We start from the raw sequence: 20,782 nt of genomic DNA, 5'->3' as shown, positions 1-20,782 counted from the left end.
ATGGCGGCCGGAAACAGCCCCAGCCTGCCTTGATGGCTGGCTTAAAAACTCCACATGACGAAGTCAATTGATCGATCAGTTAAGTTCATGGTTGCACCCCCGGCCCGGTCATGGCTATGCTGCTGTGCAGACGATCGCCGGCCACGGCGCGCGTCCGCAACGGCGCTCCTGCAAGAAACCGCGCCGCCCGAAACGAGAGGTTGTCGATGCACCCCAGCGAGTTTGCCCGCGCCATGCCGGACAAGGCAGCCATCATCATGGCCGGCTCGGGCCAGACCATCACCTTCGCGCAGCTGGAAGCCCGTTCCAACCAGGGCGCACATCTGTTGCGCGGCGCCGGGCTGCAACAGGGCGCGGTGGTGGCGATCATGCTGGAAAACGACGCGCGCTATCTCGAGATTACCTGCGCGGCCCATCGCGCCGGGCTCTATTTCGTGTGCCTGTCCACCCGTCTCGCCCCTGCCGAGATCGCCTATATCCTGCAGGACAGTGGTGCCCAGATGCTGATCGCCTCAGGCACGCTGGCGCCGCTGCTGCAGACGCTGGGTGATGCCGCGCCAGCCTTGCGCTATACGCTTGGGCCGGCTGTTCCGGGCTGGCAGACTTGGGAAGACGCTACCGCCTCGCTGCCCACCACGCCGATCGCGGACGAGCGCGCCGGGATCGACATGCTCTATTCCTCGGGCACCACCGGCCGTCCCAAGGGCATCAAGCCGCCCCTGCCGAGCGATCCCGCGATCACCACGCCCTCTCCGCTGGGCACCGTCTGCGCGCGCCTGGGGTTCGGGGTGGAGACGGTCTATCTCAATCCCGCGCCGCTCTATCACGCTGCGCCGCTGCGCTGGTGCCGCGAAGTGCTGGCGCTGGGCGGCACGGTGGTGATCATGGAAAAGTTCGATCCCGAAGCGGCCCTGGCGCTGATCGCGCGCTATCGCGTCACGCACAGCCAGTGGGTGCCCACCCATTTCGTGCGCATGCTCAAGCTACCGGACGAAGCGCGCGCGCGCCACGATTGCTCGTCGCTGCGCCTCGCGATCCACGCCGCTGCACCCTGCCCGGTGCCGGTCAAGCAGGCGATGATCGACTGGTGGGGCCCGATCCTGTTGGAATACTATTCCGGCACCGAGGCGATCGGCATGACACTGATCACCGCGCCCGAATGGCTGGCCCATCCCGGTTCGGTAGGACGCGCGATGATCGGCACGCTGCACATCTGCGATGAGGACGACACCCCCCTGCCCCCGCGCCAGGAAGGGCTGGTGTGCTTTGCCGATGGCCCGGCCTTTTCCTATCACAACGATCCCGAAAAGACCGCCGCAGCCCACAATCGCCATGGCTGGGCCACGTTTGGCGACGTGGGCTGGCTTGACGAGCACGGCTATCTCTATCTCACCGATCGCAAGAGCTTCATGATCATCTCGGGCGGGGTCAACATCTATCCGCAGGAAATCGAGAACGCCCTGGTGGTCCACCCGCGCATCGCCGATGCTGCCGTGGTTGGCGCGCCCGATGCGGAAATGGGCGAATGCGTGGTCGCGGTGATCCAGCCCATGGACATGGCCGATGCCACCCCGGCTTTTGCCCGCGCGCTGATCGACTGGCTGCGGCCACAGCTTTCCGGGGTCAAGATCCCGCGCCGCGTGGAATTCATGGCCGAACTGCCGCGCCATCCCACCGGCAAGCTCTACAAGCGCCTGCTACACGATCGCTATCGCCAGCCTGACGCCGCACTGCCGGCGCTGCTGGCATAGCAGCCTGCCAATTTGACCAGACACAAGACCGGAGAGTGCCAAGATGAGCGGGTTTGTCGTCAACCAGATCGCCGATCCCACGTTGTATGGAGACCCGCAGCGGCTGCACCAGTTCTATGACTGGCTGCGCCGCGAACATCCGGTCGCCTGGGCCGATCCCGAGGGGTTCCGCCCGTTCTGGGTGGTCTCGCGCCACGCCGATATCCGCGAACTGGAACGCCAGCCCGAAATCTTCAACGCCGGCCCGCGCATGACTCTGCTGCCGATCCCGGTGGAGCAGGCCAACGTCGCGATCTTCGGCGTCGAATCCGGGGTTTTCCCACTCACCGCGATGGACGGCGCCCACCACCAGGCGATGCGCGCGCTGACCCAGGATTTCTTCCTGCCCAAGAACATCCGCAAGCTGGAAAGCGCCATCGCGCAGCATGCTGCCGCGTTTGTGGCGCGCATGGCGCAGGATGAAGGGCAATGCGACCTCGCCACCGATATCGCCTTCTGGTATCCGCTGCGCGTCGCCATGGCGATCCTGGGCATCGACGAGCAGGACGAAGCGCGCATGCTGCGCCTCACCCACGAGTTGTTCGGCGCGTCCGATCCGGCAGTGCGCCGTCCCGGCCTGACCGAGGCCGAACATATCGTGGCGGTCAAGCAGGACTACATCGCCTTCTTCGATGCGATCACGCGCGATCGCCAGGCCAACCCGCGCGATGACGTGGCCACGCTAATCGCCACCGGCATGCCCGGCGGCGCCGAGATGAGCGCGGAAGAGCGCTTGGGCTATTACGTGATCGTTGCCACGGCCGGCCACGATACCACCGCTGCCTCGATCGTGGGCGGCATGCAGGCGCTGCTCGACAATCCCGAGCAGATGGCCCTGCTCAAGGCCCATCCCGAACTGATGAAGACTTTCGTCAACGAGGCGATCCGCTGGACCGCGCCGGTCAAGCATTTCATGCGCAATGTGACGCAGGACTATACGCTGCACGGCCAGACCTTGCGCGCGGGCGATCATGTCTTGCTCTCGTTCGGCGCGGCGACGCGCGATCCCGAGGCCTTTGGCGATGCCGACCAGTTCCGCATCGATCGCGCACTCAACAACCACCTCGCTTTCGGACACGGCCCGCACACCTGCCTTGGCCAATATCTCGCCAAGCTGGAGATCGAGGCGTTCTTCACGGCCTTCTTCGCGCAGATCGCCACGATCGAGCCGGCCGGCCCGCCGATCTATACCGAAGGCTCTTTCGTCAGCGGCATCCGCGCCATGCCGGTGCGCTATTCCCGCCTGCCGCAGCCGGTGGAACCGGCATGACCGCCGCCGCATTCGAACAGATCACGCTCGCGGTTGACCAGGGCGTCGCCACGCTCACGCTGTACCGGCCGGACAAGCTCAACGCCTTCACCACGCAGATGATGCACGAGATGGTCGCAGCGTTCGACGCGATCGATGCCGATGACGCGATCCGCGCGGTGATCGTCACCGGCAGCGGCCGCGCATTCTGCGCCGGGGCAGACATTTCCGGCGGTGCCGCCAACTTCCGGGTCGACGCCAGCGCGACCAGCGCGCCCGATTACAGCGATCCGGCCACGCGCGATGGCGGCGGCATTCTGGCCCTGCGCATCTTCCAGCTGAAGAAGCCGATCATTGCCGCGATCAACGGCCCGGCGATCGGTATTGGCGCCACCATGCTGCTGCCGATGGACCTGCGCATTGCCAGCGACACCGCGCGTTTCGGTTTCGTCTTTGCGCGGCGTGGCATCGTGCCCGAAGCGGCATCGAGCTATTTCCTCCCCCGCCTGGTCGGCATCAGCCGCGCGCTGCGCTGGTGCTATACTGGCGCGGTGTTCGGCGCCGATGAGGCGCTGGCAGGCAGCCTGGTGGAACAGGTCGTGCCGCCCGCAGACCTCTTGCCCACCGCCCAGGCCCTGGCGCGCGAGATTGCCGACAACGCCGCGCCAGTTTCCGTCGCGCTCACCCGCCAGATGCTATGGCGTGGCCTCGGCATGAACGATCCGATGGAAGCCCATCGCATCGAAAGCCGTGGCATTCTCACCCGTAGCCAGAGCGCCGACGCCCAGGAGGGTGTCGCCGCCTTCCTCCAAAAGCGCCCGGCCCGCTTCCCCGACCGCGTCTCGGCCGACATGCCGGACTATTTCCCGTGGTGGGAAGAAATGCCCTATGGCTGAGGCGCGATAAGCGCGAGCGCCTGCGCTTCGTTCACCACCTCGGCATACTTCGCCTGCAGATCGAACAGATTGGCCTGGTGCGGCGCGGGGTGGCGGTCGCCGCAGGCATCGGCCACTACGAACGGCAGGAAACCATGCTGGCACGCATCGAGCGCGGTGGCGCGGATGCAGCCGGAGGTGGAGGTGCCGCAGATCAGCACCGTATCCACGCCCATCGCCGTCAGCGTGGCGGCCAGATGCGTGGCGAAAAACGCCGAGGCATAGCGCTTGGTGATCACCACATCACCCGCCTGGGGCGACAACACCGCGGGAAAGGCGCCCAGCGGAGAGCCCTTTTCGAACACCTTGAGCGCGGGCACCTTGCGATAGAAGACCCCGCCATCGGCCCCGCCGGGCTGGTATTCCACGTTGGTGAAAATCACCGGCAGCCCGGCAGCGCGTGCGGCGGCCGTAATCCGCACGGCGCTGTCCAGCGCGCTTTCGATCCCGGCATAGAGCGGCGATCCCGGCTGGAGATAGGCCTCCACCAGATCGACTAGCAGCAGCGCCGGGCGCTTTCCGAACGGCAGGCGTCCATCAAACGCGCCGGCATAGTTGGCATCGAGATCACCGGCGTCGCGGGCCATCGCCTCAGATCACCCCGCGCGCGGCCAGGTCGACCAGGTCATCAGTGCCCAGGCCCAGCAATTCGCCATAGATTTCCGCATTATGCTGCCCCACCACCGATGGTGCGGGGCGGCGAACGCCGCCGGGCGTGGCGGAAAACTTGGGGAACGTCGATTGCATCTTGAGCGGGCCGAACCGCTCGGTCTCCACCTCGATGATCGCCTCGCGCGCCTGGAAATGCGGATCGTCCAGCATGTCGGGGGCGCGATAGACGCGGCCGGCGGGGATCGAATGCGCGATCATCAGCGCGTCCACCTCATCCATGGTCAGCGTGCTGGTCCAGGCATTGATCAGCGCGTCCAGTTCGGTCTGGTTCTCGCCCCGCGCCAAATGCGTGGCATAGCGCGGATCATCGCCCAGTTCCGCCCGGCCCATCGCCGTGGCCAGGCGCTTCCACAGCGAATCCTTGTTGGCCCCGATCATGAACTCGCCGTCCTTGCAGGAATAGACGTTGGACGGCGCGATACCCTTGAGGATGGAGCCCGATCGTTCGCGGATCAGGCCCATGCGATCGTATTCCGGCACCAGGCCTTCCATCACCTGCAGCACGCTTTCATAGAGCGCGGTGTCGATCACCTGGCCCTGCCCGGTCTTGTCCTTGACGTGCAGCGCCGCCAGCACGCCCATGCAGCCATAGGTGGCGGTCAGCGTATCGCCGATCGAAACGCCCATGCGGCTGGGCGGCCGATCGGGTTCCCCCACGATATAGCGCCAGCCGCCCATCGCCTCGCCAATCCCGCCAAAGCCGGCGCGATCGGAATAGGGGCCGGTCTGGCCATAGCCAGACATGCGCGCGATGATCAGATGCGGGAATTCAGCCAGCAGCACGTCAGGCCCCATGCCCCACTTTTCCAGCGTGCCGGGCTTGAAGTTCTCGATCACGACATCGGCGTGGGCGATCAGCCGCCTGACCAGCGCCTGGCCTTCGGGCACGCGCAAGTTGGCGCTGACCGAGCGCTTGTTGCGCGCGATCACTTCCCACTGCACCTTTTCGTTGCCCTGGCCCCACTCGCGCATGGGATCGCCGGTGACGGGCGGTTCCACCTTGATCACGTCGGCGCCCATGTCGCCCAGCAACTGGCCGCAGAATGGGCCGGCCAAAAGCTGGCCCAGTTCGACGACGCGGATATCCTGCAAAGCACCTTTGGTCATGTTCACTCCGCCGCTTCTGCTTGCGGCCACACCGGCGGGATGGGCGCCGGCAGCCCGGTTTCCGCCTGGCAGGCCGCGCGCAGGGCATCAAGCCCCGGCCCGGTGTTGAACACCGGCAAGGCGCCGCCACGGTCGGCCGTCATCGCGTCGCGCAGGGCTTGGGTTGCTGCCGTGTCAACCACGCCGGCGTCATCGGCCACCACGCCATAGGCGCGCGCGCCATGCGGCGTGACCAGCCCCTGGACGATCTCCTTGCCCACCAGCGCCGGATCGCGCGCCAGCGGGTCGCCCCAGCCACCGCCACCCCAGGTGATGAAGTGCAACTGGTCGCCTTCCTCCACGGCCAGGTCCTCCACCTTGTTGCCCACGATCACCTGGCTGCCATCGGCCTTTTCCAGGATCTTGCGCGCGCGCTTGCCCGGATCGCCGCCGTTCACGCCCCAGGGCGGCACGAACCAGCGATCGTCATGGATGGCGATCGTGCCCGCGCTCAGAAAACGATAGGTCATGTGAATGCCGTTGCCGCCGCGATGCAGCCCCGCCCCGCCCGAATCCGGCTCGGTGGAATAGCGCTCGATCATCATCGGGAAATAGCGTTCGAGGAACTCGTTGGGCACGTTGGTAAACCCCGGCCACAGCGAATGGCCATCCGGCCCATCGCCAAGCGGCCGGCCGGGAATGCCGCCAAAGCCGATCTGGAAGAGCTGGAACCAGGCGTGCCCCTTGCCCGGCCGCGTATCGTTGCCGGCATAGAACAGGTGCGGCGACGACGAGAACCCGGCGGCGTTGAGAAACTCTGGCGTCTTCTGCCCCAACAGACCCCCCAGGATATCGAAAATCCGGCCCAGCGCATGGGTGCGGCCCGATAGCGCGGCCGGAAAGCGCGGCTTGAGCAGGCTGCCTTCGGGAATGCGCACATCGATCAGGTCATAGAACCCGTCGTTGAACAGGATCTGCGGATCGAACACCATGATCATGTAGATGCCGAAGAACATCTTGAACATGTTTTCATTGAGATAGAAATTGATCGAGGCCACGCTCTGCGGATCGGTACCATCGAAATCGAGCACGACGGTCTCGCCATCGCGCCACATCGTGCACTTGATGCGATAGGGGCCAAAGCCCATGCCATCGTCGCAGATATAGTCTTCAAAGCTGACCGGCTCTTCGCTCACCGCCTGGCCCAGCAAGGTCTTCATGGCGCGGTGGTTGCGGGCCAAGAGTTCCTGCGTCGCCGAAACATATACATCGTCGCCAAACCGCTCGGCCATTTCCACCACGCGGCGCGCGGCCACCCGGCAGCTGGCGATCAAGGCATTGAGATCTGCCGCGCACCAATCGGGCTTGCGCGTCTGGTGCATCACCAGCTTCATCAAGTCGGCGTTGTATTCGCCCTTTTTCCAGATCTTGACCGGCGGAATGCGCACCCCTTCTTCATAGATGGAGCGGGCGTTGATCGGCATCGATCCCACCACTTTGCCGCCGATGTCGCTCTGGTGCCCGAACATCGAGGTATAGGCGATCAGCCGCCCGTCCTTGAACACTGGCAACAGCACCAGCCAATCGTTGGAATGGCTGATCGCTCCATCCACCGAATAGGGATCGGACAGGAAGATCATGTCGCCATCTTCCAGCGTCCCGTCATAGTTGGACAGGAACCCGCCGATGAAGCTGCCGAACTGGCCAACGATCATCTTGCCGGTGTGATCGGCAATCAGCGGAAAGGCATCGCCCTGCTCGCGAATGCCCGGTGACATCGCGGTGCGCACCAGGGTGGCATCCATTTCCACGCGGGCATTGCGCAGCGCGTTTTCGATGATGTCGAGCGTGACCGGATCGATCGCCACCTTGGCAAACGGGGTGTGGTTGGTCTGGACGATTGTTGCAGGCATCGGGCTTCCCTTTCGTCAGGCCAGGGTGATGAGGATATTGCCCACGGTATCGACCGTGGCGATGCAGCCGGTCTCGATCAGCGTGGTCGAATCCATTTCGCACACGATCGCCGGGCCATGAATCACGTCACCGGCCTTGAGCCGCGCGCGGTCATAGATCACCGCGGCCTGCTCGGTCCCATCCATCCACAGCACATGATCGCGGATCTTGGCGGCGGCAGGATCACCGTTGCCCTGCTCGAGCGGTGCTGCCGGCAGATCGAGCGCGCGACCCAGTGCCACGGCGCGCAGGTTCACGATCTCGTGCGGGGTGTCCATGTTGAACGTGAACAGTCGCTTGTGCTCTTCGTCAAAGCGGGCGAGCACGCCGGCAATGCCATCGTCGGCCAGGGTCTGCGCGGTGATCGACAGCGGCACTTCAAAGGCCTGGCCGGCATAGCGCACGTCGATTTCAAAGCTGGTGGTGATTTCCGCCTCGGGCACGCCATCGGCGAGAAGCTCGCCGCGCACGTGGGTGGCCATTTCCTCCAGCACCGCGACCAGATCGGCCGGCGCGGTATCGCGCGCCAGGCGCGACCACGATCGCGCGGTTTCGGTGCGCATGCGCGTGGTGGCATCGCCCAGCGCACACAGCACGCCGGGGCTGACCGGCGACACCGCCGGCCACGATCCCATCAGCCGCGCCACGGCGTTGACATGCAGTGGACCCGCGCCGCCAAACCCCATCAGCGCAAAATCGCGCGGGTCATAGCCCTGCTGCACCGAAATCATCCGCAGCGCGCCGAACATGTTCTCGTTGACGATATCGATGATGCCGCGCGCCGCTTCCATCAGGCCAATGCCCAGCGCATCGGCAATGGTCTGCACCGCCGCCTTGGCGCCCTCCCGATCGAGCTGGAATGTGCCGCCCAGCAGGTTTTCCGGCAGATAGCCCAGCACAACATTGGCATCGGTTACGGTGGGGGCCGTGCCGCCTTTTCCATAGGCGACCGGCCCCGGCACCGCTCCTGCGCTCTGTGGCCCGACCCGAAGGGCTCTGGTCAGCGCGGGAACATAAGCGATCGAGCCACCCCCGGCGCCCACCGTCTTCACGTCCAGCGCCGAGGCGCGAACAGACAGGTGGCCCACTTCGGTGGTGCGCTGGCGGCGCGGCTCGAGGTTTTCGATCAGGGCAACGTCGGTGCTCGTGCCGCCCACATCGAGCGTAAGGATATTGCGGATACCGGCATTGCGCCCCACCCAGATCGCCCCGGTCACGCCGCCCGCCGGGCCCGACATGAGGATGTTGACCGGATGCTCCTCGGCCTTTTGCGCACTCATCAGCCCGCCGTCCGAGCGCAGCAGCGACAGCTTGCCGGTCATCCCCTCGGCCGCCAGGCGATTGCGCAGGTTGGAGACATACTTGCCCACCACCGGGCGCACGCTGGCATTGGCCACCGTGGTCAGCGTGCGTTCGTACTCCTGCATTTCGGGCAGCACTTCATGGCTGAGCGACACCGGCACGCCGGGCAGCACCTGCGCGGCCAATTCGCCGATCCGCGCCTCGTGCGCGCCGTTGGCATAGGCGTTGATCAGGCTGACCGTCACGGCCTCCACGCCTTGCGCCTTGAGCCTGGCCAGCTGCGTGCGCACGTCCGCCTCGTCCAGCGGGCGCACTTCGTGGCCTTCGGCGTTCATGCGGCCTTTCACCGTCACGGTATCTTCCAGCGCGGCGAGCGGCTGTGGCTTGGGCCAGATGATCCAGCCCGCCAGGCCGCCGGGCACATAGCTGCGCGCGATCTGCATGATATCGCGATAGCCTTCGGTGGTGACCAGGCCGACGCGCGCACCCTTGCCTTCCAGCACGGCATTGGTGGCAACGGTGGTACCGTGCAGGAAATAGTCGATCGCGCCGGCGGTGATCCCCGCCTTGGCGCAAACGGCGGTCACACCGTTGAGAATGCCTTCGGAACTGTCGTGCGGGGTCGATGGCGTCTTGTGCCGCCAGAACGCGCCGCTGTCGGTGTCGAACAGCAAGAGGTCGGTAAACGTGCCGCCAACGTCGACGCCAAGCCGGTAACCCATCGATCAACCACCCTTTCCAAAAAGCGTTCGTGCGTGCCAGTGCATCCTGCGGTTCAGGCTTGCGCCGGCCGGGGGAACGGCGGCGCCTTGGCCACCATGCCCGGAAGCGTGCGATCCATCACCGTGCCCAGCCAGTGATTGGCCTCGACCAGCGCGGCCAGGTCCAGCCCGGTGCCCACTCCGGCGCGTTCGAGCATGTAGACCACGTCCTCGGTCGAAACGTTGCCGGCCGCGCCCGGCGCAAACGGGCAACCGCCCAAGCCACCGATCGCGGCATCGACCGTCACGGCGCCCGCGCCGATCGCCGCCCAGACATTGGCCAGACCTGTGCCGCGCGTATTGTGGAAATGCACCCGCACCGGAATGGCCGGCACCGCCGCACGCACTTTGCCCACCAGCGTGGCGACGTGAGCCGGGTTGGCCACGCCGATCGTATCAGCCAGCCCGATCTCAACCGGAGCCGCCTGCGCCAGCGCCACGGCCATGGCCACCACGCGGTCCTCGCTCACTTCGCCTTCGAACGGGCAGCCAAAGGCAGCGGCAATGGTCACCTGGCCGGTCTTGCCTGCCTGGCGCGCCATGGCGATGATCTCGCTGGCGGCCACCACCGAGCCGTCGCTGGTCTGGCCCTGGTTGGCCTTGGCAAAGGTGTCGGTCGCCACCGAGACCGCGCCCAACTGGTCGATCCGCCCGGTCTCGATCGCGCGGGCCGCGCCGCGCGCGTTCATCACCAGACCGATATAGGTCACGTCGTCGCGGCGTGGCAGGCCGGCGCAGACCGCCTCGGCATCGGCCATCTGCGGCACCGCCTTGGGATTGACGAAACTGGTCACCTCAATCCTCCGCGCGCCGGCTGCGATGGCGCGCTCCACCAGCGCGATCTTGTCGGCGGTGGAAATCAAGGTCTTCTCGTTCTGCAGCCCGTCTCGCGGGGCAACCTCGACCATTTCGATGGATTCTGTATACATTACTCGGCAGCCTCCCGCTGGGCCTGCTCCGCCAACCCACGATGGGCATCGGCATAGGCGTGATAGGCACGCAGGATGTGCCCGGTCATGATCGCCTCAGCCCAGGGGCCATCGCGGCGGGCAAAGGCAGCGATCAGTTCCTCGTGCTCGCCATAGGAGCGGTGCAAGGCCTCGGGCCCATAGTGATGCGCCGTGCGCCACACCACCGGCTGCTCGATCAGCGTGGCCAGCAGCGCGGCCAGGCGGCGCGATGCCGCCACGTCCAGGATCGCCGCATGGAAATCGCGATTGCCTTCAAGGAACCCGGCCACATCGGGCACGGGCTTGCGAATCGCCTCGCCCAGCCGGCGATTCGCCGCCCGGATGCGCTCCAGCGCTTCATCGCTCATCCGCTCGGCGGCGCGGCGCGCGGCCTTGCCTTCCAGCATCGCGCGCAGCTCGAACGCATCGGCCACATCGTCGATCGACCAATCCGCCACAAAGCTGCGCTGGGTATCGGTGCGCGTCACCAAAAGGTCGGACTCCAGCCGGCGCAGCGCCTCGCGCACCGGGGTGCGCGATACGCCGCAGCGCTCGGCCAGCGCCTCTTCCGCCAATTGCGCGCCGGCGGGCAGTTCGCCCGACAGGATCATGCTGCGGATCGCCTCATAGGCGCGGTCAGAAGCGCGTGACACATCCTTCTCCAAAGACCTTGACCTGAGATTTGTATACAATACTATTTGTATCCATCAAGCCGCGTCAGCCATGGGGGCACGAAAAAGACCGGCGGGTGATATCGGCGCCAAGCCCTGGGTGGGGCCGCGCCAGCGAACAGGGAGAATGCAATGCGACTTTCCCACTCGAGCTTCCTTGCCACCGTTTCGGTGCTGGCCGCCATGGCCACCACAACGCCCGCTTTTGCGCAAGAGGCGCCACAGTCTGGCGCCGCGTCTGGCGACGATAGCGGCATCATCGTCACCGCGCGCCGCCAGAACGAGCGCCTGCAGGACGTGCCCGCCTCGGTGGCGGTGCTCACCGCCGATGCCCTGCAGCGCACCGGCGCCGTCAAGGCCGAGGATTTCGTCAAGCTGACGCCCGGCGTCACCATCGTCACCGGCACTGCCGAGGCTGGCGATACCCAGATCAACATCCGCGGTATGAACGGCGCGCGCGACGCGGAAAGCTCGGTCGCGCTGGTGGTCGATGGCATCCTCAAGACCAATACCGCCCAGCTCAACCAGCCGCAGGGCACGCTGCAGCAGGTGGAACTGCTCAAGGGGCCGCAGGGCGCGCTCTATGGTCGCAACGCGGCCGCCGGCGCCATCGTGATCCAGTCGCTCAAGCCCACCGACACGATGACCGGCGCGGCCAAGCTGTCCTATGCCGATTATAACACCTGGGAAGCGAGCGCGCACATCGCCGGCCCGGTGGCAGACAATGTCGGCTTCGTACTGGCGGGCTATTACTACAAGACCGACGGGTTCTACAAAAACACCTTCACCAATTCCAAGACGGTGGATGACAAGGAAAACTGGGCGGTCGATGGCCGCGTGATGGTGGGCCAGGGCGGCCGCACGCAGCTGGATATCAAGGCGCGCTACAGCGAGTTTCACGGGGCCTCCTTGCCATTCAATGCCGCGTTCCACCTGCCCAATTTCGGCGGGGCGTTCTATGAAAACGTCAACACCCACCCGTTCCATTTCTACAACAACATCCGCCCCACCAACGACCAGACCAGCTTTGACGCCTCGATCAAGCTGGACCATCAGCTGACCGACAAGATCAAGCTGGTGGGCTGGGCGCTCTATTCCAACGTCAACCAGGATCTGGTCGCCGATGGCACCTCGGCCGATTTCGGCCGCTTCCTCAGCGCTGCCAATCCCCAGGCGCAGGCCGCGGTCAATTCCTGCTTTTCCAGCACGGCCGCGCTTACCGGTTATCCGGTCAATCCGCCCGGCTTCATCGGCCAGACCCCGGTGCCGTTCATCTTTGCGCCGACCACGGGTTCAACCTTTGGCCCCTATAGCCCGACCACCTGCGACGGCACGCAGTATCAGGTGCGCAAGCAGCAGGATTTCAGCACCGAATGGCGCCTGATCGGCGATGCCGGCGCGATCAACTGGCAGCTGGGCGGCTATTACCTGCACATCAAGCGCACGGTCGGCGTCAGTCTGGGTGCCGATACCGGCAACGGCGTGATCAAGCAGCTCTATAATGCGCCCGATTCCACCAACCCCACCACGCTGCTGCTGGCTGACCGGTTCAAGACCAATGTCTATGCCGCGTTCGGCTCGGTGGAGTGGAAGCCGAATGACAAGTTCGATGCCGGCCTCGCACTGCGCTACGATATCGAGGATCGCAAGTCGTCCTCGCTGGTGCCCACCGCCACCGATCCGTTCACTGGCGGCCCGATCAATCCGGGCCAGGCATTCGGCCCGCTGACCGACAAGCATGCCCGCTTCGAACAGTTCGAGCCCAAGGTCACGGTCAGCTACAAGCCCACCCGCGAATTCAACCTCTATGCCAACTGGGGCATCGGCTTCAAATCCGGCGGGTTCAACAACCAGGGTTCGGCGCAGATCATCAAGGACAACTTCGTCAACGCCTTTGGCGCCAATGTCACGGTCAACGACCAGTATCGCAAGGAATGGTCGAGCGCGTGGGAGGCCGGCCTCAAGGGCAATCTGCTCAATGGCGCGCTCACGTTCGACCTGGCCGGGTATTACACCCAGGTCCACGACATGCAGTTCTTCGAATTCTTCGTCGGCAGCTTCGGCCTGCTGCGCGTGGTCTCGAATATCGATCGGGTGGACCTCAAGGGCATCGAGGCCAGCGTCACGGTCAAGCCGGTCAAGGGCGTCAAGCTGTTCGGATCGTTCAACTATACCGACAGCGAGATCAAGAAGAACTCCTCGCGGCCCTATACCGTGGGCAACAAGTCTCCCTATACCGCCGATTACACGCTCAACGTGGGGGGAGAGTTCGAGCAGGCAATCAGCAGCGGCGATCTGCGCTTCTTCACCCGCGCCGATTATCGCCTGACCGGGCCCACCTGGTTCCACACCGTGCAGAACCAGTCGGTGCCCACGGTGTTTTCGGGCCTGCTGCCGATTTCGGCGCTGCAGCTGCCGGCCTTTGTCGGCGATGGCAAGTATGACGTGGCGCGGCGCGATGCCTTTGGCATCGTCAACCTGCGCGCTGGCATCCAGACCGACCGCTTCAGCCTGGCGGTCTTCGCCAACAACCTGCTCGACAAGCAATATCTCAATGAAGTGATCACGGCGGTGGAATTTGGCGGGTCGTTCATCACGCCCGGCACCCGCCGCCTGGTCGGCGTGGAAGGCAGCGTGAAGTTCTAAGGTTTCCCCAACCCTTCATGCCTGCCAACCATGAACCCGGCCGCATCCGGATCGGTGCGGCCGGGTTTTTCCTGCATGATCAGCCCTGGCGCGCGATGGCAACCGGCGCGACATCGCTTTGGCCCGGCGCGATCGGCACGGCCTGGCCGGCAATCACCGCCGTGCCGCGCTCGCGGCGCTTGGCGGCATAGAGCGCGGCATCGGCATTGCGCAGCAGGTCGCTGCGGCTCGCGGTTTGCGCATCGAGCCAGGCAGCACCGATCGTTGCGGAAACACGGAACGTCTGCTTGTCGGCGCGGATCGAATAGCGCAGGTCGAGCAACAGCCGGCGCAACAGACCGCGCAGATCGCGCAGCAGGGCCTGGTCGGTGATCAGCAGCACGAATTCATCGCCGCCCAGCCGCGCGGCAAAGCTGCCGGCCAGATAGGGCGCCTGCAGGCGCGAGGCGATCACCCGCAGCACATCGTCACCCGCCTGGTGGCCCAGGCGATCGTTCACCGCCTTGAAGTGATCGAGATCGATCAGCAGCAGCGCACAGCGTTGCCCGGCGGCCGCAGTCGTCTTGATGCTGTCATCGATCACCTGGTTGCACCGCCCACGGCTGGCGATCCGGGTCAGATCGTCGGTATGGGCGGCGTGGCGCAGCGCCTCTTCCATCTTGTGGCGCTCGGTAATGTCCTGGAAAACGCCAATCAGCGCAACCGGCTTGCCGTTTTCCAGTTCCAATTCACCCATGCTGCGCACGCGGCGATAGTTGCCACGTGCGGTGGTGAAATCGGCTTCGACATCGAATGGCTCGCCCGTCACCAGCGTCTGCTCGATCGTGCTCACCAGGATTTCACGCGACTTTTCGGCATAAAAATCGAGTGCGGCTTTCAGCGATATCTCCGCGCCACACTCCATCTCATGAATGGCATAGGTCTGGTCGGACCATTCCAGCTGGTTGTCCCCCAGCGTCAGCCGCCACGAGCCGATGTTGGCAATGCGCTCGGCCTGGCGCAGTTGCCGGTGCTTGCGGCTCAGATCGCGCAAGTTGTGCCCGCGCTCTTCGGCCATCTGTACGGCCAGCGCGGCCGTGCGTCGCGCCGAAATAAGCGTTTCCACCAAGGTGGCCAAATGCCCCAGCATCTTGAGTCCGGCCGGATCGATCGTGCGCGGCTGGTCATCGATCACGCACAGCGTGCCCAGCGGCAGGCGCGGCGACGTGTCATCGCTTGCGTCCTCGGCGGCATGGATCGGCACGCCCGCGTAGAACCGGATATCGGGCGCACCGGTGACCAGCGGATTGTCCGCAAAGCGGTCATCCTGCCGCGCATCGGGAACGACAAGCACGTCGTCAGCAGCCACGGCGTGGGCGCAAAAGGCGATGTCGCGCGGGGTTTCGTTCACGTCCAGGCCGGCCTTGGCCTTGAACCACTGCCGGTGTGCATCGACCAGCGAAACCAGCGCAATCTTGCAGCCCGTCAGCTGCTGCGCCAGTTGCACCACCGCGTCGAATTCCTGCTCTGGCGCGCTGTCGAGCAGTTCCAGGCGTTCCAGCAGCGCAAGCCGTGCCTCTTCCGATGTGTCTACCACATCCTGTCCCTTTCCTGTCCCGACCCTTTGCCAAGAAATTAACGAACCAGGGTAAACTTTTCCCTAATCCCTGCACTTCGGGTGGCAGCATAGGGCCGGTCGTATTGCTATTTATTGTTATAAGTCAAAGCTTTGTGGCAAAGGGGAAAAATCTATCCGCCTAGCCGGGCAAAACCCGATATCTTAAGGCGCGCGCCCAACCCAAACCGGTTCGGCTCATTCGGAATGTCCGCTGATTTCCGCCCCGGCATCGGGCGCGAAGCGGCGGTTCCAGATCGTGGCGCACAGCGATATGGCGGTCACCGTCCAGAACGCCGCGGCAAAATCGTCGAGCAGCGGCCGCGCATGGCCGTGCAGCAGCATCGCCACGTGCAGCGCTGCCGCCGCCAGGCAGATGCCCAAGGACAGCATCAGCTGCTGGAACGTGGCATAGAACGCGGTGGCGCTGCTCATCTGCTGCGGGGCGATGCCGTCATAGGCGATGGTGTTATAGGCGGTGAACTGCAACGACATGAAAAAGCCCGAGAGCACCAGCACGCCAAACATCGCCCATACCGGCCAGCCAGGCCCGAACAGCCCGCAGATGGCATAACCCGCCGTGCCGATCACGCCATTCCACACCAGGGTGCGGCGAAAGCCCAGCGCCCGCAGCACGCGCGGCGCAGCAGCCTTCATCGCCAGCGAGCCGATCGCCGTCGCCACCGTGATCATCCCGCTGCGCGCTGCGGAAAAGCCGAAACCCACCTGCATCATCAAGGGCAACAGAAATGGCTGCGCCCCTTGCGTGATCCGCGTGACCGAGCCGGCAATCACCGACAGGCGGAACGTGCGATCCTGCAACAGCGCGAGGTTGAGGATTGCCCCTTCCCGGCCGCGCGCATGGCGGACATAGAACACGCCGGCGACGGCGCCGACCGCGAGCAGGCTGCCGGCCAGTGCCCCCTGGCCGGCACGGCTGGCCATTTCAAAGCCGAACAGCAGGCAACCCAGCGATACGCCGCTGAGCACGAAGCCGGCCCAATCGATCGTGGCCGGCACGTCTTCGCGAAAGTTGGCGATATAGCGACTGACCAGCCAGAGGCCGAGCACGCCGACCGGCAGGTTGAGGTAGAAAATCCAGCGCCAATCGAGATAGGTGACGATGAAACCGCCCAGCGGCGGCCCGATCACCGGCCCGATCAATGCGGGCACCAGCAGCCACGACATGGCGTTGACCATATCCTGCTTGGCCACGCTGCGCAGCAGCACGAGCCGGCCAACCGGGATCATCATCGCCCCGCCCATGCCCTGGAGAAAGCGCGCCGCGACCATCAAGGAAAGGCTCGGCGCCTGGCCACAGGCAAAGCTGCCCGCCATGAACAAGGCAATCGCGGCGCGGAACACGGTGCGCGATCCGAACCGGTCTGCCAGCAGGCCCGAGGCGGGGATGAACACCGCCAGCGCCAGCAGGTAAGAGGTCAGCGCAATGCTCATTTCCGATGGCCGCACGCCGAAATCGCGCGCCATCGTCGGCAGCGCGGTGGCGAGCACCGTCGCATCGACGAATTCCATGAACAACGCCGAGGCGACGATCAGCGCCACCAGGCGATAGTTCGCGCCCGATGCCTCTGGCCCGCCGGGATCGCGCGCCGGGGTCAGCGCATGGGCAGCAGGCACGATGCCATCGCGGATTTCCGCGTTGACAGTGGCAATCCCCCGGCGGCGCGGCGCTAGCATGGGCGGCCCCACGGGCCGGGCCGGGTGCAGGCAGGAAAGATCATGGGCAAACGTTCACTTCTGGTCTGGCGAGACAGCGCACCACCATCGCCGGGAAGCGGGGCGCGCAGCAACGGGAAAGGCCACGGGCAACCCCGCCAGCCTTATGCTTGCCCGCGATATAGGCACCATGGCAGGATTTGGAACCCTGCCCCATTGGCCCGCTTTAGGCTTGCCGATCAACGCTTGCCGGGCGGATCGGCGACAAACGCGGGCGGCGTCGCCTCGTCGGCAAAACGCCAGGCAGAAAGATAGGCCAGCTTGAGGATGCGCGTCATCTTGCCGTAGTTGATCTTGTCGGCCGTGTCGGTGGTGTGGTGATAATCGGGATGAAACCCGGTGAAAAACCAGAACGCGGGAATGTTGTTGAGCACGAAGGGAAACTGGTCGCTGCGGAAAAACACGTTGAGCGCGTTTTCGTGGTCGAACCGGTCATCCAGCACCAAGCCCACGCTGCGGTTGGCCACTGCCACGGTGCGCGCGTAATCCGGGCTATAGGCTGCGCCGATCAGGTTGAGGCGGTTGGTGGTGTCGGCGGGAATGTCGATCAGGCCGGTGGTCTGGTCGCTGGGCGCCTCGTTGCGGCCGATCATGTCGAAGTTGATCATCGCGCGTGTCGTCGCCAGTGGGCGCAGCGGATGGGCGGCCATGTAATAAGCACCGAGCAGCCCGCGCTCTTCGGCGGCAAACACCGTGAACAGGATCGATCGGCGCGGCCGCGCGCCATTGGCCATGAACGCGCGCGCCAGTTCGACCACGCCCACCGTGCCCGAGCCATTGTCATCCGCGCCATGCCAGATTTCCGGGCCGCTGGACCCGTCGTGATCGTGATGTGCGCTGATGATCACGGTTTCGGGCGCCAGGGTGGGGTCCGATCCCTTGAGCAGCCCGGCGACGTTCCAGGTGGTCCCGCGAATTCGCACGGTGTTTTCCAGGTGCAGCGTTACCTCGGCCCCGGGCACGGCGCGCGATTGTGGCACCAGCGCGCGGTCGATCGCGGCTTGCAGCGCACTGGCACTTTGCCCCGTGCCGGCCAGCAGCGCCGCCCCGGCCTCGTCGTCCACGGTGATCACCGGAATATGCAGCGCGTCGTCCACCAGGGCCTGCGCCGGGATCGGCGGCGTACGCTTGGCGCTGCCGCCAATGCGCATCATGCGGTCGAAATTCGAGGGATGCTTGCGGTTGGGCTCGGCCATCACCACCAGCGCCAGCGCGCCATGGGCCTGCGCGTTCAAGGCCTTGACCCGGTTGGTGGCATAGCGGGTGTTGCCCGTGCCGCCAAAGCGCGAGGCGGGATCGTTTTCCTGCGGCTCGTGCTCGAATACCACCACGATCCGCCCCTTGGCGTCGATCCCGCGATAATCGTCATAGCTCACGCCAGGGGCGGTGATGCCATAGCCGGCAAAGACCAGCGGCGCGGTGATATCCACGTCATCGCGATAGCCGCCCACCAGGTGGGGCGCCTGCCAGCGGCGCGTGGCACTGCCGCTACGCAGGGCCACGAAATTGGCCGCTGCATTGGGCCGGTATTCCACCAGCGGCACGCTTTGCAGGAAGCTCGGCGCGCCAGCGGCGTCCTGCGCCGCCGGTTCGAGGCCCGCCTTGGCAAATTCGGCCGCAACCCACTGCACCGTGGCATCGTCACCGGGCTGCAACGACATGCGCCCTTGCAATGCATCCGACGCCACCAGGCCCAGATCGGCGCGCAGATCGCCCTCGCGAATGCGGTCAAAACCGGCGGCTTGGTTGGCCGGAACCGGCACGCCGGCGCCATCCTGGGCCAGGGCAGCAGCAGGCAGGGCCACTGACAGCAAAAGGGTGAGTGCGGCCTGTTTCATGGGGGGCATGCTCCACGACGATTGGGGGGTATGGCCCAGCTATACCCCCCTGATCATCGCTGGCAATCATGCCCGCCCACGCAGCGGTTCAAAACCGGTAGCTGATCCAGCCGGCAATGAAATCCGAACTGCGATAGCCGGCATCGGTCAATGCCGCGCGCGCCATCAGGTGTTCATAGCGCCCGGTCAGCGTCAGGCGCGGCGTGGCGTTCCACACCATCTGCGCGCGCACCACATCGGCAATCTTGCGCCCGCGCCCGTTCTGCGTGCCGGCAAAGGGCTGGCCATTGGCGCGATAGACCGCGTCGTGCACATCATCGCGCCAGGCCAGTTCGTATTCCGCGCTGATCCGCGCATTGCGAAACGGGGTGAAACTGGCGTTGGGCGTCACCGCCACCAGGTTCGACGGGGTGAGATAGAGCTGATAGCTGAAATAGATGTTGTTGCCGAACGGGGCATAGGCATTGCGCAGCTTGCCCTGGCCATAGCCGCCACCGCCGCTGGCATAGTCGACATGCACGCCCAGGCGCGGCGCGGTCTTGGCCGGGCCATTGCCGATCCGCCAGGTCTGCGCCAGGAACGCCTGCCAGGCATCGATGCCCTGGTTCATGAACGTGCCCCACTGGTGGTTGACCGACCAGTCCAGCCCCAGCCGCCCGACATCGCCGCGCAGCTGCGCCCCGGCGTAATAGCGCGTGGCCGGGCCGATCCGCCCGCCCCAGGTGCCCACCAGGTTGCGCCGCCGCCAGGCAAACAGATCGAGATAGAGCTGCGAGCCGCCGAGCAGGGTCTTGGGCAGGACAAACCCCGCCGTCGCCCCGGAAAAGCGCCGCGCGGGATCGATCACGTCATCATCAGTGCCCAGGTCGCCATAGGCCGTGGGCTTGAGATCGAACACCGTCAGCCGCGCCTTGGCCCCGCGCACCCAGCCGCGAAAGCCGTTGAGGGTATAGCGGATGGTGTTGTTGTCGCGCTGGGAAACCAGGATATTGGGGCCGTCGGTAAATTCCTGCCGGCCATAGCGCGCACCCACTTCGGCGCTGCCGATGTCTGCCCCCACTTCGACGAAATGCTGGAGCAGAACCAGATCGTTGCGCAGCGTGGCCGCCGGCGTGCCCAGATTGCGCCCACCCAGCCCGCCGTGCGAAACTTCGCCATAGAGGCGCAGGTGTGGCCCGACATGCAGATCGGCGCCCAGCGTTTCGCGGTTGATATCCTGCCGCTGCGCCTGGGCATCGCGCAAGTTGGGGTTCGTCGTCAGGTTCATGCGCAGGCGCAATTCGCCCGAGACCGTGAGATAGATATCGCCATCGTCATCCAGCGGGATGAACTTGAGCCGGTCGAGCGGATCGTCGCGCTTGGCCGGGTTCTGCATCACCCGCCAATCCTCTGCCCAGCGCGACAGGGCATAGCCGCCCGGTGCCGCCGCCGCATCGCCATTATAGGCGGCCGGATAGCTCTTGCGCTGGGCTTCGCCAGCCGGTTCGGCGGTGGTTTCGGCCAGGGCCGGAGTGGCGGAAAGCAGGCAAAGCGGGGCCGTGGCGGCCCGCAGCCGCGAAAAACGCAGGTCCATGATGGTTTCTCTCCCTAGATGCGCC

The 20,782-nt window shown here is 65.3% G+C and carries 14 protein-coding genes; 4 read left to right on the top strand and 10 right to left on the bottom strand.

Annotated features, from left to right (window positions below; translation table 11 throughout):
* Positions 1–206: 206 nt before the first annotated feature.
* Genes FHW97_RS10325 through FHW97_RS10315 form a run of 3 tightly spaced genes read left to right on the top strand, consistent with a single transcriptional unit; the run spans position 207 to position 3,935 of the window.
* Positions 207–1,751 carry an acyl-CoA synthetase gene (locus FHW97_RS10325; protein ID WP_171798879.1) on the top strand — a complete coding sequence of 515 codons (1,545 nt, stop codon included), beginning with the start codon at positions 207–209 and terminating at the stop codon, positions 1,749–1,751.
* Positions 1,752–1,794: 43 nt separating this feature from the next.
* Positions 1,795–3,060, top strand: a complete 1,266-nt coding sequence (locus FHW97_RS10320; RefSeq protein ID WP_171798878.1) for a cytochrome P450 — start codon at positions 1,795–1,797, stop codon at positions 3,058–3,060.
* The gene (locus tag FHW97_RS10315) at positions 3,057–3,935 is read left to right on the top strand and encodes a crotonase/enoyl-CoA hydratase family protein (protein WP_171798877.1); all 879 of its coding nucleotides are present in this window, start codon (positions 3,057–3,059) and stop codon (positions 3,933–3,935) included. The genes FHW97_RS10320 and FHW97_RS10315 overlap by 4 nt, the downstream gene beginning before the upstream one ends.
* Here the strand turns inward: FHW97_RS10315 and FHW97_RS10310 are convergent.
* From FHW97_RS10310 to FHW97_RS10285, 6 genes are read right to left on the bottom strand one after another with little or no spacing between them, the layout of a single operon-like run.
* Complete coding sequence (locus FHW97_RS10310; protein ID WP_171798876.1) at positions 3,926–4,561, bottom strand: N-carbamoylsarcosine amidohydrolase; 636 nt, start codon at positions 4,559–4,561, stop codon at positions 3,926–3,928. The two genes, FHW97_RS10315 and FHW97_RS10310, sit on opposite strands and share 10 nt — an antisense overlap.
* A 4-nt stretch (positions 4,562–4,565) precedes the next feature.
* The gene (locus FHW97_RS10305; RefSeq protein WP_171798875.1) at positions 4,566–5,753 is read right to left on the bottom strand and encodes a CaiB/BaiF CoA-transferase family protein; all 1,188 of its coding nucleotides are present in this window, start codon (positions 5,751–5,753) and stop codon (positions 4,566–4,568) included.
* Between the two features lie 2 nt (positions 5,754–5,755).
* Positions 5,756–7,645, bottom strand: coding sequence for a hydantoinase B/oxoprolinase family protein (locus tag FHW97_RS10300; protein ID WP_171798874.1), 1,890 nt, complete (start codon positions 7,643–7,645; stop codon positions 5,756–5,758).
* A 15-nt stretch (positions 7,646–7,660) separates the two neighbouring features.
* The gene (locus FHW97_RS10295) at positions 7,661–9,709 is read right to left on the bottom strand and encodes a hydantoinase/oxoprolinase family protein (RefSeq protein ID WP_171798873.1); all 2,049 of its coding nucleotides are present in this window, start codon (positions 9,707–9,709) and stop codon (positions 7,661–7,663) included.
* Positions 9,710–9,762: 53 nt separating this feature from the next.
* A complete protein-coding gene (locus FHW97_RS10290) occupies positions 9,763–10,677 on the bottom strand; it encodes a hydroxymethylglutaryl-CoA lyase (RefSeq protein ID WP_171798872.1) in 915 nt (304 codons plus the stop codon).
* A complete protein-coding gene (locus FHW97_RS10285; protein ID WP_171798871.1) occupies positions 10,677–11,351 on the bottom strand; it encodes a GntR family transcriptional regulator in 675 nt (224 codons plus the stop codon). Before FHW97_RS10285 ends, FHW97_RS10290 begins: the two co-directional genes overlap by 1 nt.
* A 150-nt stretch (positions 11,352–11,501) precedes the next feature.
* On the opposite strand from FHW97_RS10285, the gene FHW97_RS10280 reads away from it, so the two are divergent.
* Entirely contained in the window at positions 11,502–14,015 is a 2,514-nt protein-coding gene (locus FHW97_RS10280) for a TonB-dependent receptor (RefSeq protein WP_253941708.1), read from the top strand.
* Between the two features lie 79 nt (positions 14,016–14,094).
* Here the strand turns inward: FHW97_RS10280 and FHW97_RS10275 are convergent, their stop codons facing one another.
* From FHW97_RS10275 to FHW97_RS10260, 4 genes are all read right to left on the bottom strand, one after another.
* Positions 14,095–15,591, bottom strand: coding sequence for a diguanylate cyclase domain-containing protein (locus FHW97_RS10275; RefSeq protein ID WP_231627607.1), 1,497 nt, complete (start codon positions 15,589–15,591; stop codon positions 14,095–14,097).
* A 216-nt stretch (positions 15,592–15,807) separates the two neighbouring features.
* Positions 15,808–17,307, bottom strand: a complete 1,500-nt coding sequence (locus FHW97_RS10270) for an MDR family MFS transporter (protein ID WP_171798870.1) — start codon at positions 17,305–17,307, stop codon at positions 15,808–15,810.
* Positions 17,308–17,525: 218 nt separating this feature from the next.
* Positions 17,526–19,184 carry a M20/M25/M40 family metallo-hydrolase gene (locus FHW97_RS10265; RefSeq protein WP_171798869.1) on the bottom strand — a complete coding sequence of 553 codons (1,659 nt, stop codon included), beginning with the start codon at positions 19,182–19,184 and terminating at the stop codon, positions 17,526–17,528.
* 88 nt (positions 19,185–19,272) lie between these two features.
* Complete coding sequence (locus tag FHW97_RS10260) at positions 19,273–20,757, bottom strand: alginate export family protein (RefSeq protein WP_171798868.1); 1,485 nt, start codon at positions 20,755–20,757, stop codon at positions 19,273–19,275.
* Between the last annotated feature and the right edge of the window lie 25 nt (positions 20,758–20,782).

Origin of the sequence: Novosphingobium sp. SG754 (genome assembly GCF_013149315.1) — a bacterium.
GTDB lineage: Bacteria > Pseudomonadota > Alphaproteobacteria > Sphingomonadales > Sphingomonadaceae > Novosphingobium > Novosphingobium capsulatum.
Note: the sequence above shows the minus strand (reverse complement) of the source record. Positions and strands in the feature narration are given on the sequence as shown.

Bases quoted from the DNA above. Each gene is read 5' to 3' on its own strand.
- FHW97_RS10320 (WP_171798878.1), top strand. From the start codon at position 1,795: ATGAGCGGGTTTGTCGTCAACCAGATCGCCGATCCCACGTTGTATGGA.
- FHW97_RS10280 (WP_253941708.1), top strand. From the start codon at position 11,502: ATGCGACTTTCCCACTCGAGCTTCCTTGCCACCGTTTCGGTGCTGGCC.
- FHW97_RS10260 (WP_171798868.1), bottom strand. From the start codon at position 20,757: ATGGACCTGCGTTTTTCGCGGCTGCGGGCCGCCACGGCCCCGCTTTGC.
- FHW97_RS10305 (WP_171798875.1), bottom strand. From the start codon at position 5,753: ATGACCAAAGGTGCTTTGCAGGATATCCGCGTCGTCGAACTGGGCCAG.
- FHW97_RS10290 (WP_171798872.1), bottom strand. From the start codon at position 10,677: ATGTATACAGAATCCATCGAAATGGTCGAGGTTGCCCCGCGAGACGGG.
- FHW97_RS10310 (WP_171798876.1), bottom strand. From the start codon at position 4,561: ATGGCCCGCGACGCCGGTGATCTCGATGCCAACTATGCCGGCGCGTTT.
- FHW97_RS10265 (WP_171798869.1), bottom strand. From the start codon at position 19,184: ATGAAACAGGCCGCACTCACCCTTTTGCTGTCAGTGGCCCTGCCTGCT.
- FHW97_RS10315 (WP_171798877.1), top strand. From the start codon at position 3,057: ATGACCGCCGCCGCATTCGAACAGATCACGCTCGCGGTTGACCAGGGC.
- FHW97_RS10295 (WP_171798873.1), bottom strand. From the start codon at position 9,709: ATGGGTTACCGGCTTGGCGTCGACGTTGGCGGCACGTTTACCGACCTC.
- FHW97_RS10270 (WP_171798870.1), bottom strand. From the start codon at position 17,307: ATGCTAGCGCCGCGCCGCCGGGGGATTGCCACTGTCAACGCGGAAATC.
- FHW97_RS10300 (WP_171798874.1), bottom strand. From the start codon at position 7,645: ATGCCTGCAACAATCGTCCAGACCAACCACACCCCGTTTGCCAAGGTG.
- FHW97_RS10325 (WP_171798879.1), top strand. From the start codon at position 207: ATGCACCCCAGCGAGTTTGCCCGCGCCATGCCGGACAAGGCAGCCATC.